The 12,404-nt window shown below is 70.5% G+C and carries 11 protein-coding genes and 2 pseudogenes; 8 read left to right on the top strand and 5 right to left on the bottom strand.

The window, feature by feature from the left end; all coding sequences use genetic code 11:
• A pseudogene (locus ON39_RS26175) lies at nucleotides 1-1,248 on the top strand (hypothetical protein); the annotation flags it as partial.
• A 519-nt stretch (nucleotides 1,249-1,767) separates the two neighbouring features.
• Nucleotides 1,768-2,127, top strand: coding sequence for a hypothetical protein (locus ON39_RS26170; protein ID WP_040738391.1), 360 nt, complete (start codon nucleotides 1,768-1,770; stop codon nucleotides 2,125-2,127).
• Nucleotides 2,128-2,131: 4 nt separating this feature from the next.
• Here the strand turns inward: ON39_RS26170 and ON39_RS26165 are convergent, their stop codons facing one another.
• Entirely contained in the window at nucleotides 2,132-2,713 is a 582-nt protein-coding gene (locus tag ON39_RS26165; RefSeq protein ID WP_040738389.1) for an ATP-dependent Clp protease proteolytic subunit, read from the bottom strand.
• 184 nt (nucleotides 2,714-2,897) lie between these two features.
• Here ON39_RS26165 and ON39_RS26160 point away from each other — a divergent pair, with 184 nt between their 5' ends.
• Entirely contained in the window at nucleotides 2,898-3,287 is a 390-nt protein-coding gene (locus ON39_RS26160) for a YchJ family protein (RefSeq protein WP_040738387.1), read from the top strand.
• A 15-nt stretch (nucleotides 3,288-3,302) separates the two neighbouring features.
• Complete coding sequence (locus ON39_RS26155) at nucleotides 3,303-3,578, top strand: Rdx family protein (protein WP_040738385.1); 276 nt, start codon at nucleotides 3,303-3,305, stop codon at nucleotides 3,576-3,578.
• Between the two features lie 17 nt (nucleotides 3,579-3,595).
• Here ON39_RS26155 and ON39_RS47565 read toward each other — a convergent pair whose 3' ends face one another.
• Nucleotides 3,596-3,820 carry an FmdB family zinc ribbon protein gene (locus tag ON39_RS47565; protein ID WP_040738383.1) on the bottom strand — a complete coding sequence of 75 codons (225 nt, stop codon included), beginning with the start codon at nucleotides 3,818-3,820 and terminating at the stop codon, nucleotides 3,596-3,598.
• Between the two features lie 151 nt (nucleotides 3,821-3,971).
• Here ON39_RS47565 and ON39_RS26145 point away from each other — a divergent pair, with 151 nt between their 5' ends.
• Nucleotides 3,972-5,570: a carboxylesterase/lipase family protein gene (locus tag ON39_RS26145; protein ID WP_083894696.1), complete on the top strand. Its 1,599-nt coding sequence runs from the start codon at nucleotides 3,972-3,974 to the stop codon at nucleotides 5,568-5,570.
• A 36-nt stretch (nucleotides 5,571-5,606) separates the two neighbouring features.
• Here the strand turns inward: ON39_RS26145 and ON39_RS26140 are convergent, their stop codons facing one another.
• The 3 genes from ON39_RS26140 to ON39_RS26130 form a co-directional block, all read right to left on the bottom strand.
• Complete coding sequence (locus ON39_RS26140; protein WP_040738397.1) at nucleotides 5,607-6,914, bottom strand: cytochrome P450; 1,308 nt, start codon at nucleotides 6,912-6,914, stop codon at nucleotides 5,607-5,609.
• A 401-nt stretch (nucleotides 6,915-7,315) separates the two neighbouring features.
• Nucleotides 7,316-8,038, bottom strand: coding sequence for a TIGR03089 family protein (locus tag ON39_RS26135; protein WP_040738381.1), 723 nt, complete (start codon nucleotides 8,036-8,038; stop codon nucleotides 7,316-7,318).
• A 3-nt stretch (nucleotides 8,039-8,041) separates the two neighbouring features.
• Nucleotides 8,042-9,535 (bottom strand): LCP family protein, encoded by a 1,494-nt coding sequence (locus tag ON39_RS26130; protein ID WP_444543776.1) that lies wholly within the window; start codon nucleotides 9,533-9,535, stop codon nucleotides 8,042-8,044.
• A gap of 244 nt (nucleotides 9,536-9,779) precedes the next feature.
• On the opposite strand from ON39_RS26130, the gene rfbD reads away from it, so the two are divergent.
• The 3 genes and pseudogenes from rfbD to manB all read left to right on the top strand — a co-directional run.
• Nucleotides 9,780-10,646 carry a dTDP-4-dehydrorhamnose reductase gene (rfbD, locus tag ON39_RS26125; protein WP_040738379.1) on the top strand — a complete coding sequence of 289 codons (867 nt, stop codon included), beginning with the start codon at nucleotides 9,780-9,782 and terminating at the stop codon, nucleotides 10,644-10,646.
• Between the two features lie 11 nt (nucleotides 10,647-10,657).
• Complete coding sequence (locus ON39_RS26120; RefSeq protein WP_281278345.1) at nucleotides 10,658-11,572, top strand: glycosyltransferase family 2 protein; 915 nt, start codon at nucleotides 10,658-10,660, stop codon at nucleotides 11,570-11,572.
• Between the two features lie 160 nt (nucleotides 11,573-11,732).
• Nucleotides 11,733-12,404: pseudogene (manB, locus tag ON39_RS26115) on the top strand (mannose-1-phosphate guanylyltransferase ManB); the annotation flags it as partial.

Below are 12,404 nucleotides of genomic sequence, written 5' to 3'. Positions count from 1 at the left end.
CTCAGCGACGCCCTGCGCGCGGCCCGGTCCTTGCCGGATCTCGTTCCGCCGGAACTGGATTTCGATCCGCGCAACCCGCCGTCGGTCGACACCTCGGCCGTCCGCCGCGCCTGGGCCGACTGGGCCGCGCTCACCTCCGCCGACTACACCGCCGACCTGCCCGACCGGCTGCGCGGGGCGCACGCGCGGCTGGTCGACGAGCTCGACCTGGTCCAGCAGGGCACCCGCAAGGAGCTCGACCGCCTCGACGAGGTGTGGACCCCGCTGGTCCCGCGCATCGTGAGCTGGCTCGAGGGCGCGCGCGAGGTGGCCGCCCGCGCGGCCGAGCTGCGCACCGTCAAGAAGGCCGAGGACTGGCTCAAGTCCGCCACCGCGGGCCTGCGCGGGGAACGCATGACGCCGCTGGAGACCACGGCGCGCTGGGTCTGGCAGACGCTGCGCCAGCAGAGCAATGTCGAGCTCGGCGCGATTCGCCTGCAGGGCAACGCCGGAACGGCCCGCAGGGTGCTGCTGGACGTCACCGTCGACGACGTGGACGGCGCCGCGCTCGGCGTGATGAGCCAGGGTGAGCTGCACGCGCTCGGGCTCTCGCTGTTCCTGCCCAGGGCGACAGTCGAGGAGAGCCCGTTCCGCTTCGTCATGATCGACGACCCGGTGCAGGCGATGGACCCGGCGAAGGTGGACGGGCTGGCCAGGGTGCTCGCGGCGGTCGCGTGGACGCGGCAGGTGGTCGTGTTCACCCACGACGAGCGGCTGGCCGAGGCGGTGCGCCGCATGCAGCTCGACGCCACCGTGCTCGAGGTGCAGCGCCGCGACCGCTCGATCGTCGAGGTGCGCGTGTCCAGCGACCCGGTCCGCCGCTACCTCGACGACGCCCGCGCGCTCGTGCGAACCCCCCAGCTCCCGCAGGCCATCGCCGACGAACTGGTCGCCACCTGCTGCCGCTCCGCGGTAGAGGCCGCGAGCCTCGGCCGCGCCAGACGCACCCTGCTCGCCGACGGCATGAACCACCGCGAGGTCGAGCGCCACATCGACGCCGCCCAATCCACTAGGGCGAAGGTCGCTTTGGCGGTGATGGGCGTAGGCGGCAAAGTCGACGACCTCAACAAGCACCTGGTCGCCCGCGAAGGCAAGTGGGTCGTCGAGGCCCTACGCGACGCAACGGCAGGCGCCCACGTACCGATCGGCCGCGGCATGCGCGAATTGATCACGGAAACAGAGAGATTCGTAGCATGGCTCGCACGCTGACGGCGGCCCGCCGGTGACCCAACACGGTCCGCGCCGCGAATCCGACGGCGGCGGGCGCGACACCGACGGCGATGGTCGCGACACTGACGGCGGTGGAGGCAGCACCGACTCAGGCACGCCCGGTTTCAGTGGTGGCGGGCGCGGGACCGAGAGCGGCGGGCACGAGACCGGCGGCGGTGGACGCGGCAGCAACGGAAGAATGCGCAGCACCGGTCGCGGCGACCGCGGCACCGAGGGTGATGGGCGCGGCACCAGTCGCGGCGGGCGTGGCACTGCGGGCGGTGGGCGCGAGACCGAGGGCGGTGGTCGCGCCACTGGCGGTGGGCGTAGCTCCGATGGTGGCAGACGCCGTTCCGAGGGGGTGGGCGCGGTGCCAACGGCGCTGGGCGTGGCGACAATGGTGGCGGGCGCGGTTCTGAGGGTGGCGGGCGCGGCTCGGGTGGTGGGCGCGGTGCTAATGGGGGTGGGCGCGGCGGTAAGCGCCGGGCGGCGAAAGGTTCTCGGCGGCCGAGGCCGTCGGTGGGGGAGCGGCTCGACACCGTGGATCGGCTGCTGTCGGGGTCGGTGACCGATGCGGGTGGGTTGTGGTCGCGGGCTACCGCGTGGATTCTGCGCATCGCGTTGGAGCAGTCGGTGGACGAGTTGTGGGCGCGTCTAGCGCCTCCGCTGATGCGCTGCCCCATGCGGGCGCAGCTGATCGCGTTGCGCACCTTCGCCGGGCCCGAGGTGGCGGCGCAGGTGGCCGCGCTGTGGGCCGCGCTGTCGCGGGCCGCGCACCACCACGACTACGAGCTCGCCCCGAGCGTCACCGACCTGCGCCGCTGGCGCGAACAGACCGTCGCGATCGCCAAGGCGCTCGCCGCGGTCCAAACCCATTGAGCCGCTAGGTAACCGGGATCGCCCGGCTGGGCGGTCCGCTGATGATGTGGTCGATCATCCCGTAGTCGCGGGCCTCGGCCGCGGTGAACCAGCGGTCGCGATCCCAGTCGAGCAGGATCTGCTCGTAGCTCTGCCCGGTGTGCTGGGCCAGCAGCTCGCCGAGCTGTCGTTTCATGTGCGCGTGCTGCTCGGCCAGGATCTGGATGTCGGCCGCGGATCCGCCGAGCCCGGCCGAGGGCTGATGCATGATGATCCTGGTGTGCGCCAGCGCGTGTCGCTTGCCCGGCGTGCCGCAGGTCAGCAGGAACTGACCCATCGAGCCGGCCATGCCCATGCCGAAGGTGGCGACGTCGCAGCCGATGTAGTTCATCGTGTCGTAGATCGCCATGCCCGCGTCGACCGAGCCGCCGGGGGAGTTGATGTAGAAGCTGATGTCCTGCTCGTCGTCCTCGGCGGCGAGCAGAAGCAACTGGGAGCACAGCCGGTTGGCGATGTCGTCGTCGACCTGACTGCCGAGGAAGATGACCCGCTCGCGCAGGAGTCGTTCGTGCACCGAATCGTCGAGGGTGAGTCCGTTGGTTGCCATGCAGCCGAGCGTAGGAGGGCGCGGAGATTACCGGAACGCATGTTCGCTGTGCGCGAATTACGCTGCAAGCGAACAGTTTTCGAGGCAAATCAAGGGTTGGACGCGCTATCGTGTCCGGTTGCCCGCGCCCGCGGCGACCACCCCGGTTCGACCTTGGTCGTGGTCGGCACGAGAGAATCGAGCTATGAGTGGGACGCGGATGTGTCCGTGTGGCCGGGGCGAGGCCTTCGACGACTGCTGCGGGCCGGTGCTGAGCGGGAAGCGGGCGGCGGCGACCGCCGAGGCGTTGATGCGTTCGCGCTACACGGCTTTCGCGGTGGGGGACATCGACTATCTACGCCTGTCGTGGCATCCGCGGACCAGGCCCGCGGAGTTGGCGCTCGATCCCGGGCAGCGGTGGTTGTTCCTGGAGATACTGCGCACCGCCGACGGCGGACTGTTCGACGAGACCGGCCTGGTCGAGTTCGTCGCGCACTACCGGGCGGACGGCTCGCGCGGCTCGCTGCACGAGGTCAGCCGGTTCCTGCGCGCCGACGGCGCCTGGGTCTACCTCGACGGTGAGATCGAGGCCTGAGTACCCTCACCGACTATGTCCCGTGTCGCGATCGAGTACTGCACCCAGTGCCGCTGGCTGCTGCGCGCGAGCTGGATGGCGCAGGAACTGTTGAGCACCTTCGCCACCGAACTCGGTGAGGTGGCGCTGATTCCGGGCACGGGCGGCGTCTTCCGCATCACCGTCGACGGCGAGCAGGTCTGGGAACGCAAGGCGGACGGCGGTTTTCCCGATATCGCGGTGCTCAAGCAACGCGTGCGCGACCGCGTCGCGCCGGAGCGTGATCTCGGCCACGCCGACCGCCGCGACTGAACCGGCCTGGGCCGCGCTCAGGAGCAGCAGCCGCCCCCGCAGCAGCCTCCACCGGCCGGACGCGCGGGCGGGCTCGACGCCTGCGGCGCGCTACCCCGGCTGACCGTGGCGAACGTGGTCAGCAGCTTGACTGTGTCGGCATGGCCGCTCGGGCAGGACGCCGGATTCGACGACTCCGCCATCGGTCGGTTCACCTCGAAGGTGTCCCCGCAACTACGGCACCGGTAGCTGTAACTCGGCATCGGACAAGCGTACCTTCGTGGCCCCATATTGGAACGTCACGCTCCCAGGTCGTCGGCGTGGACGTACTCTCGAAGAAGAGATCATGAGGTGCGGGGCCCGCTGGAGCAAACCGGCAGCACACCGAGGGGTCCCTGGCAGGAGGTGCGAACCATGAGCGCTCAGTTCGATGTGGAGCCGGGCCGGGACGTGGGCGGCGCCGAACCGATCGCCACCACGACCTCGGGCGCGGTACGCGGCCGCTGGGACGGACCGGTGGCGGTATGGCGCAGCATTCCCTACGCGGCGGCGCCGAGCGGAGCCCACAGATTCCTTCCGCCGCGCCCCGCCCCGGCATGGGACGGAACCAGGGACTGCGCCACCTTCGGCGAGATCGCGCCGCAGACCATGGGCAACATGGTCCCCGTCGACTCCGATCTGCGGATGGGCGAGGACTGCCTGTGGCTGAGCGTCTGGGCGCCGCGCCGCGACGGCGGCGAGATCGCACACAGCCTCGAGACGGGCGAGCCGCGTCCGGTCATGGTCTGGCTGCACGGGGGCGCCTACTGCCTCGGCACCGCGGCGCAGGGCATCTACGACGGACGCAAGCTGGCCGAGACCGGCGACGTCGTGGTGGTCACCGTGAACTACCGGATCGGCGCGTTCGGCTTCCTCGATCTGTCCTCGCTGCCCGGCCCGTTCACCCCGAATCTGGGTCTGCACGACCAGATCGCCGCGCTGGAGTGGGTGCGTGACAATATCGCCGCGTTCGGCGGCGACCCCGGCAATGTCACGCTGTTCGGCGAATCCTCCGGCGCCGGGTGCGTCACCGCGCTGCTGACCTCGCCGCGCGCGGCAGGGCTGTTCCACCGGGCCATCGCGCAGAGCCCGCCCGCCACCACCGTGTTCGGCCAGGAACGGGCCGCCGGGGTGGCCAAGCGCTTCCTCGAGCTGCTGGAGTTGCCCGCACACCGGGCGGTCGAGCTGCTCGACTGGCCGATCGAGAAGATCGTCGAGGTCGCGGGCATCCTGCTGGACGAGGTTCCGTTGAAGGAACCGGGCAGGCTGGCGGCCGCGCCGGTGGTCGACGGCGAGCTGTTGCCGACCTATCCGATCGAGCGGTTCCAGGCCGGGCGCTCGCATCGGGTGCCGCTGATGATCGGGGCCAACAGGGATGAGGCATCGCTGTTCCGGATCTTCCGCTCGCCGATCATGCCGGTGACCCCGGACGCGGTGAACGCCATGCTCAACGACGTGGCGGCCAGTCACCCGGAGCTGTCGCACGAGCGTATCGCCGAGATCACCTCGGCCTACCCTGATCTGGACAAGACGCGCGGCGCGCTGGCCATGTCCGGCGACGCGGCGTTCCGGATGCCCGCGCACTGGGTGGCCGACGGGCACGCGCAGCACTCGCCCACCTGGATGTACCGGTTCGACCACGCGACGCCGATGCTGCGGGCGGCCCGGGTCGGGGCCGGGCACGCCACCGAATTGCCTTATGTCTTCGGCAATTTCGGCACGTTCAACCACGACCCGACGTTCTGGCTCGGCGGCCGCAAGGTGGCCATGGAGGTGTCGGGCCGAATGATGCGGCGCTGGTTGGCTTTCGCCACCCACGGCGTGCCCGCCGCGCTGGACGGCTCGAAACACTGGCCGCCGTACCGGCCTTCGACGCGCACCACCCTGCTCATCGACACGATCGACCGCGTGGTGGACGACCCGGACGCCGAACTGCACACCGCCTGGGGCGAGCAGGCGGTCGGCTTCGGCTAAATACCTCTCACCGCTTGGCGCGCAACAGGTCTCGTATCAGACGGAGGTCGGTTCGGGCGCCACCGCGCGCTGACCCAGGCGCACCGGCAGCTGTTCGTAACCGTGCAGCGTGAACAGCTCGCGCCGCCGCGGCGGTCCGTCCAGCGCCAGGTCTGGGAAGCGGTCGAACAACGCTTGCAGGGCGTAGACACCCTCCATCCTGGCCAGGCTGGCGCCGAGGCAGACGTGCACGCCGCTGCTGAACGAGAGGTGCTCCTTGGCATTCGCGCGGCCGACGTCGAAGCGGTCCGGCTCGGGGAACACCGCGGGATCGCGGTTGGCCCCCGCCAGCGACAGCACCACCGTGTCGCCCGCGCGCACCCGCGTGCCCGCGATCTCCACGTCGCACACCGCGGTTCGCGCGGTGGTCTGCACCGGGGAGTCGAAGCGGAGCACCTCCTCGACGGCGTTGGGCCACAGCTCGGGCTCGGCGCGCAGCCGCGCCAGCTGCTCGGGGTGTTCGAGCAACTGGACGACTCCGTTGCCGATCAGGTTGACGGTGGTCTCGAACCCCGCGCCCATCAGCAGGCTCGCCGAGGCCTTCAGCTCGAACTCGTCGAGCTCGCCCGCGGTGACCAGGGCGCTGAAGATGTCGTCGCCCGGACTGCGACGCAGGCGCCGGATGTGGGTGTCGAGGTAGTCGTTCATCACCTCCATGGCGCGCAGCGCGCGCCGGTGGGCGCGCCAGGAGATGCCGACGTCGAGCAGCGGCGTCATCCGGTCGCCCCACTGCAGGAACCGTTCCTTGTCCGAGTCGGGGAAACCGAGCATCTCGGAGATGATCGCGATCGGGACCTGGGCGGCGAAGGCGGTGATCAGGTCGGCCGAGCCGCCGGCGGGCAGCGCCTCTAGCAGCTCCGCGGTGACCGTCTCGACGCGGTCGCGCAGCCTACCGATGGCGCGCGGGGTGAACGCGGAGGCGACCGGCTTGCGCATCCGGGTGTGCTCCGGCGGATCGATCACCAGCATGGACGGTGGTTCCACCGGATTCGGCGGCAGCGGGGAGTGCTTGGCCAGCTTCTGCATCGGGCCGGGGATGTCGAAACTCTCGGTGGTGCGCACGCCGAATCGGTTGTCGCGCAGGATCGATCGGCACAGCTCGTGGTCGAACGTCGCCCAGGCGATCGGGGTGCGGATCAGCCTGCCCTCGCCGCGTAGCCGCTCGATGAGCGGGTACGGATCGGCGACACCTCTCGGCCCGCCCATCAATTCGGCGAACGGGTCGCCGCGGCGCGCGTGCAGGCGCAGCGCGAGCCGGGGAGCACCTTGAACGGACAACCAGCGGAACCAATACTGCGGCTTCATCATTCACCAACTCCGACGTTGTGCGATACACCCACCGTACGGAACCCGGCCGGAATGTGGAACGTCCTCTAGTCGGAGTTTCGCCTATACCGTGGTAGGAGACCCCGAGGTCGATCGACCGGCCCCACCGAAGTGCGAGCTAATGCGCCGAGGCATCCCCGCACCCCACGAGGTTGTCCGCCCGCACACCGAGGAACCCGACGCTTCCGATGTCCGACGGACGAGATCGCACGCGATCGGGCGCACGGATGTCGAAGGCGCGCGACTGGTGGCCGGGCACGTCGGCTACGCCGTGTGGTGAAGCGGCGACCGGTTTCAGCTGTGCCGGGGGCCACGCGTCGAGGCCTGCGCCGGTGATGACGCCTGGCGGTGAACAGTTCCGGCGCGGCTCGGTGGACAGGTCAGCCGCGTTGGGCGGTGACGCGCTCGGACTCGATCCGACGCTCGCGCTGGGCGGGGTCGGGATTGACCACCTGGACCAGGGAGGCGCCGGCGGCGAGGACGGCGACGAAGCCGTCGATGAGTTCGGCGGGGGTGTCCCAGGGGGTGGTGGAAAGCACCCGGTCGCCCTCGGAGAAGCCTTGGCGCATGGCGGATTTCTTCGCCTCGGCGAACACCTCCGAGACCGGCATGCCGTCGAGTGCGGCGCCCGCGCCCGCGGGCATGAACTGGTCGCCGTGCACCCGGACGGAGGTGGCGAAGTCGGTGACGCCGACGGGGAGATCCCGGACCGGCGCGCCCATGGCGTCCAGCGACAGCGCCGCGACCTCGGGGATGCCGTCGGCGTCGTCGAGCAGGTCGGGGGTGACCAGGGCCAGCTCGGCGTGCTCGTCGGGGCGCAGCACCACCTCGGTGCCCGCCCACCAGCAGCCGAGCAGCACGGCGGCGGTCTGCCAGTGCGCGGGCAGCAGCACCGCGATCCGGGCGCCGGGGCTGAGGCCGAACTCGTCGCGAATGAGGTTGGCGGTCTTGGCCGCCCAGTTCGCCAGGGTCAGCCCGGACAGCTCGATCCGCGCGCCGGTGGCGTCGTCGTAGTAGGTCACGCGCGGACCCGCCGGGTCGCGCGCGAGAATCGGATCGAGCACCTGCTCGGTCAGGGTGTGCGCCTGCTCGAATTCACGCATGGTCTAATTCACGCATTTCGGTCCGTTCTGGCCTGCGTCGATCGGTGGGGCGGGCGGGACCGGCGTCGCGGTGGCGCTCGACGTTCCGGAGAAGTCGAACATGCCCCCTGCCGAAGAGCCCGGACCAGAATAGTCGCTCGCCAGCACGACGCTCACCGAATCCGGCGACAGCGTCGCGTCCGCGATCACCGGCAGCCCGCCGAGCGCCTTGGCCACCTCCTTGGCCTTGGCGTCGGAGGCGTTCGCGGCGAGCACCCGGCTGCTCGACACGCCGGACCCGGAGTAGTTGCCGACCACGCCCTCGTGGAAACCCTTGCCGCGCAAGGCCTGCGCGACCTGGCCCGCCAGGCCGCCGATCCCGCTCGCGTTGTACACGCTCGCGGTCACCGTGGCGGGATCCACGCCGGGCTCGTCCGCGTCGGTGGATTTCCCGTCGACCAGCGAGCCGACGTAGGACTTGACCGCCTTGGGATCGACCCGCACCACCGATTCGCCGCCGGCGGTCATGTAGTTCAGGTCGGTGACCGGAATGGTCTCGAACTTCACCTCCCCGCCCGAAAGATCCTGGAGCTGTTGCAGAAACGCGAGCACGTCCCAGTCGTCGTCCAGCACGACCGTGCGCCCGACCGCGTCGCTGAGCTGCTTCATCCGCCCCGGATTGCTGAGCGTCTTGGCGTTTAGCACCTGCCCGACCAGCTGCGCCATGAACACCTGCTGGCGCACGATGCGATCGAGGTCGCCGCGGGGCAGGTCGTGGCGCTGGCGCACGAAACTCAGGGCCGACGGCCCGTCGAGCCGCTGCCGCCCCGCCGGGAAGTCGGCGCCGGACATCCACTCGTCGACCGGATTGTTCAGGCACACCTCGACGCCGCCGACCGCGTCGGTGAGCAGCACGAAGCCGAGCAGGCTCACCTCGGCGTAGTGGTCGACGCTGATGCCGGTCAGGTTGGCAACGGATTTGATCAACGCCTGGCGGCCCGCCTGGGTGGACTGCTTGTCCGCCTCGGCCTCCGGCACGCCCTGGTTCATCAGCTTCAGTCGCTGGGTCTCCTTGGTCGCGCCGTAGGCCGAGTTGATCTTGCCCTTGCCGAGATCGGGGATGTCGACGTAGGAGTCGCGCGGGATGGAGATGGCGGTGGCGGAGCGGCCGTCGTTGGGCACCCGGACCAGCACGATGGTGTCGGTGTTGGTGCCGACCTCGTCGCCCGCGTGCAGCAGCGCGCGTTCGCGATCCGAGAGCGGGTTGCCGTGCGCGTCGGTGCGGCTGTCGACGCCGACCAGCAGGATGTCCACCGCGCCGTCGCGGCCGCCGCCGAGTCCCAGGTTGCCGATCCGCTCGATATTGGAGATCAGGCTGTCGACGCTGTGCCAGGCGAAACCGGTGATGACGAGCACCACGACGGCCAGGATCGCCGCGGACGCGCGCAGCGGACCGCCCGCGGGCAGCGACCATTCGGCTTTACGCGGCCGCGCGGGCCCCCTAAGCGGCCGGGACACCCGGAACCCCTTGCGTCGCAGCTATTCTCTGTCCCCTCGACAACTCGACATCCTTTCGACAAGCTCTGGGCCTGGTTCGACGGCACGTTCGGTGCGACCACCCCACCTTTCCTTATCCCCCGGCACCCGCTCGGCAAACCCTCGGATGCGGCAGGCGCCGGCCGGGGCAACTGACTGAAGGCTAACGAATGGCGGCGCGGCCATCCGCAATCCGCAGGTGCGGCGGCGTGCCAGACTCGACCGTGTGACAGCTTCGACACCGTCCGCCGCCCGGCCCGTGCGTCTCGTCGTGACGGGAGCGGGTGGTCAACTCGGGCGGGAACTCATCCGGCTCGCGCCCGATGCCCGCGCCTTCGGCCGCCGCGACCTCGACATCACCGACCCGGACGCGGTCGCCGCCATCCTCGAACCGGGCGACGCGGTGCTCAACTGCGCCGCCTACACCGCGGTCGACCAGGCCGAGTCCGACGAGGCCGCGGCGTTCGCGGGCAACGAGACCGGGCCCGCGGTGCTGGCCGAGGCGTGCGCGCGCGTCGACGCCCGGCTCATTCACGTGTCCACCGACTACGTGTTCGCCGGTGCGCACGATCGTCCCTACGAGACCACCGATCCGACCGGCCCCACCAGCGTCTACGGGCGGTCCAAACTCGCAGGCGAACAGGCCGTGCTGCGGCTCGCGCCGCGCGCGCACGTGGTGCGGACGGCGTGGGTATACGCCGGGCGCGGAAGCGATTTCGTCGCGACCATGCTGCGGCTCGAGCGCGAGCGCGACACCGTGGACGTGGTCGACGATCAGCTCGGCGCGCCCACGTACGCGGCCGATCTCGCGGCGGCGCTGCTGGAACTCACCGACCGCCCGGACGCCCCGCGCCTGCTGCACGCCACCAACGCGGGTCAGGCCAGTTGGTTCGAGCTGGCGCGGGCGGTGTTCGAGGGCGTCGGCGCCGACCCGGAGCGGGTCCGCCCGTGTGACTCCTCCGCTTTTCCCAGACCCGCACGGCGCCCGGCGTATTCGGTGTTGTCGCACCGTGCGTGGGACGGTGCGGGGTTGACGCCGCTGCGTCCATGGCGGCAGGCACTGGGGGACGCGCTCGCCAGGCTGTCCGACTAGGCTGTGCGGTCGTGAGTGAGCGCAGCGAGCGAACCATCGAATCCCCTCATAAGGGGCTGGCCGTCGTCACGGTGACCTATTCACCGGGCGAGCACCTCGAGCACTTCATCACCACGCTCGCCGACGCGACCACCGAGAAGCCGCAGGTGATTCTCGCCGACAACGGGTCGACCGACGGCGTGCCCGAGCTGATCGCCGAGGCCAATTCGCATGTGCGGCTGCTGCGTACCGGCGGCAATATCGGCTACGGCGGCGCGATCAACCGGGCGGTCGCCGAGATCGACCCGGACATCGAGTTCGTGGTGATCGCCAATCCGGACATCCGCTGGGGCACCGACTCGATCGACCAGCTGCTCGCCGCCGCGAAGCGCTGGCCGAGGGCGGGGGCGCTCGGCCCGATGGTGCTGGAGCCGGACGGCAGCGTGTACCCCTCGGCCCGCCGGGTGCCCGGCCTGCTCGACGGCGCGGGCCACGCGATCCTCGGCACGGTGTGGAAGTCGAACCCCTGGACCCGCCGCTACCGCCAGGAGAACGAGGAGATCTCCGAGCGCGTCGTCGGCTGGCTGTCCGGCTCCTGCCTGCTGGTGCGCCGCGCGGCCTTCGACTCGATCGACGGGTTCGACTCGCGCTACTTCATGTACATGGAGGACGTCGACTTCGGCGACCGGATGGGCAAGGCGGGGTGGCACAACGTGTTCGTGCCGTCCGCGGAGGTCACCCACGCCAAGGGCCACGCCGCCGGGCGGCACCCCGAGGTGATGCTGCCCGCGCACCACGCGAGCGCCTACCGTTTCCAGGCCGACCGGCATCCGCACTGGTGGCAGCTGCCGTTGCGGCTGGCGCTGCGGGCCGGACTTGCGGTGCGCTCCCGGATTGCGGTTCGATCTGCGCTGCGCCAACAGGCGCAGGACGCGGGTAAGGCCTAAGACCCGCGCAACAGGCAGAGAAGCGAGTCACCCGGCACGCGGCTGAACGACAATGGGCACGTGTCCGCATGGTTTCGATGCGGGCACGATGTGTACCGGCGCAGGCCGCGCGCCGATCGGCGCGCGCGACAATCGATCCACTGTGAACAGAGGACCTTGAATGGCAGGAAACGCAGGCACCGACGCAGTGATCCTGGTGGGCGGTAAGGGCACACGGCTACGTCCGCTGACCCTCTCGGCGCCGAAGCCGATGCTGCCGACGGCCGGGCTGCCGTTCCTCACGCATCTGCTCGCCCGCATCGCCGACGCCGGGATCACCCACGTCGTGCTCGGCACGTCGTTCAAGGCGGAGGTGTTCGAGGAGCACTTCGGCGACGGCTCCGACCTGGGTCTCGAGCTCGAGTACGTCACCGAGACCGAGCCGCTCGGCACCGGCGGCGGCATCCGCAACGTGCTGCCCAAGCTGCGCGCGGACACCGTGATGGTGTTCAACGGCGACGTGCTCGGCGGCACCGAGCTCGGCGCGATTCTCGACACCCACGAGTCGACCAACGCCGACGTCACGCTGCACCTGGTCCGGGTGAGCGACCCGAGGGCCTTCGGCTGCGTGCCGACCGACGAGTCCGGCCGGGTCACCGCGTTCCTGGAGAAGACGCAGGACCCGCCGACCGATCAGATCAACGCCGGCTGCTACGTCTTCCGGCGCGAGTACATCGAGAAGATCCCGACGGGCCGCCCGGTCTCGGTGGAGCGCGAGGTGTTCCCGACGCTGCTCGCCGAGGGCGCGCGCGTGCAGGGCCACGTCGACTCGTCGTACTGGCGTGACATGGGC

It is taken from the genome of Nocardia tenerifensis NBRC 101015 (assembly GCF_000308715.1).
Lineage (GTDB): Bacteria > Actinomycetota > Actinomycetes > Mycobacteriales > Mycobacteriaceae > Nocardia > Nocardia tenerifensis.
The sequence above is the reverse complement of the archived record's forward strand: the minus strand, read 5'-3'. Positions and strand labels throughout refer to the sequence as shown.

Excerpts from the sequence above, each read along its gene's own strand:
- ON39_RS26160 (WP_040738387.1), top strand. The coding sequence starts at position 2,898 with ATGAGTGGGACGCGGATGTGTCCGTGTGGCCGGGGCGAGGCCTTCGAC.
- ON39_RS47565 (WP_040738383.1), bottom strand. The coding sequence starts at position 3,820 with ATGCCGAGTTACAGCTACCGGTGCCGTAGTTGCGGGGACACCTTCGAG.
- ON39_RS26155 (WP_040738385.1), top strand. The coding sequence starts at position 3,303 with ATGTCCCGTGTCGCGATCGAGTACTGCACCCAGTGCCGCTGGCTGCTG.
- ON39_RS26135 (WP_040738381.1), bottom strand. The coding sequence starts at position 8,038 with ATGCGTGAATTCGAGCAGGCGCACACCCTGACCGAGCAGGTGCTCGAT.
- ON39_RS26140 (WP_040738397.1), bottom strand. The coding sequence starts at position 6,914 with ATGAAGCCGCAGTATTGGTTCCGCTGGTTGTCCGTTCAAGGTGCTCCC.
- ON39_RS26165 (WP_040738389.1), bottom strand. The coding sequence starts at position 2,713 with ATGGCAACCAACGGACTCACCCTCGACGATTCGGTGCACGAACGACTC.
- ON39_RS26145 (WP_083894696.1), top strand. The coding sequence starts at position 3,972 with ATGAGCGCTCAGTTCGATGTGGAGCCGGGCCGGGACGTGGGCGGCGCC.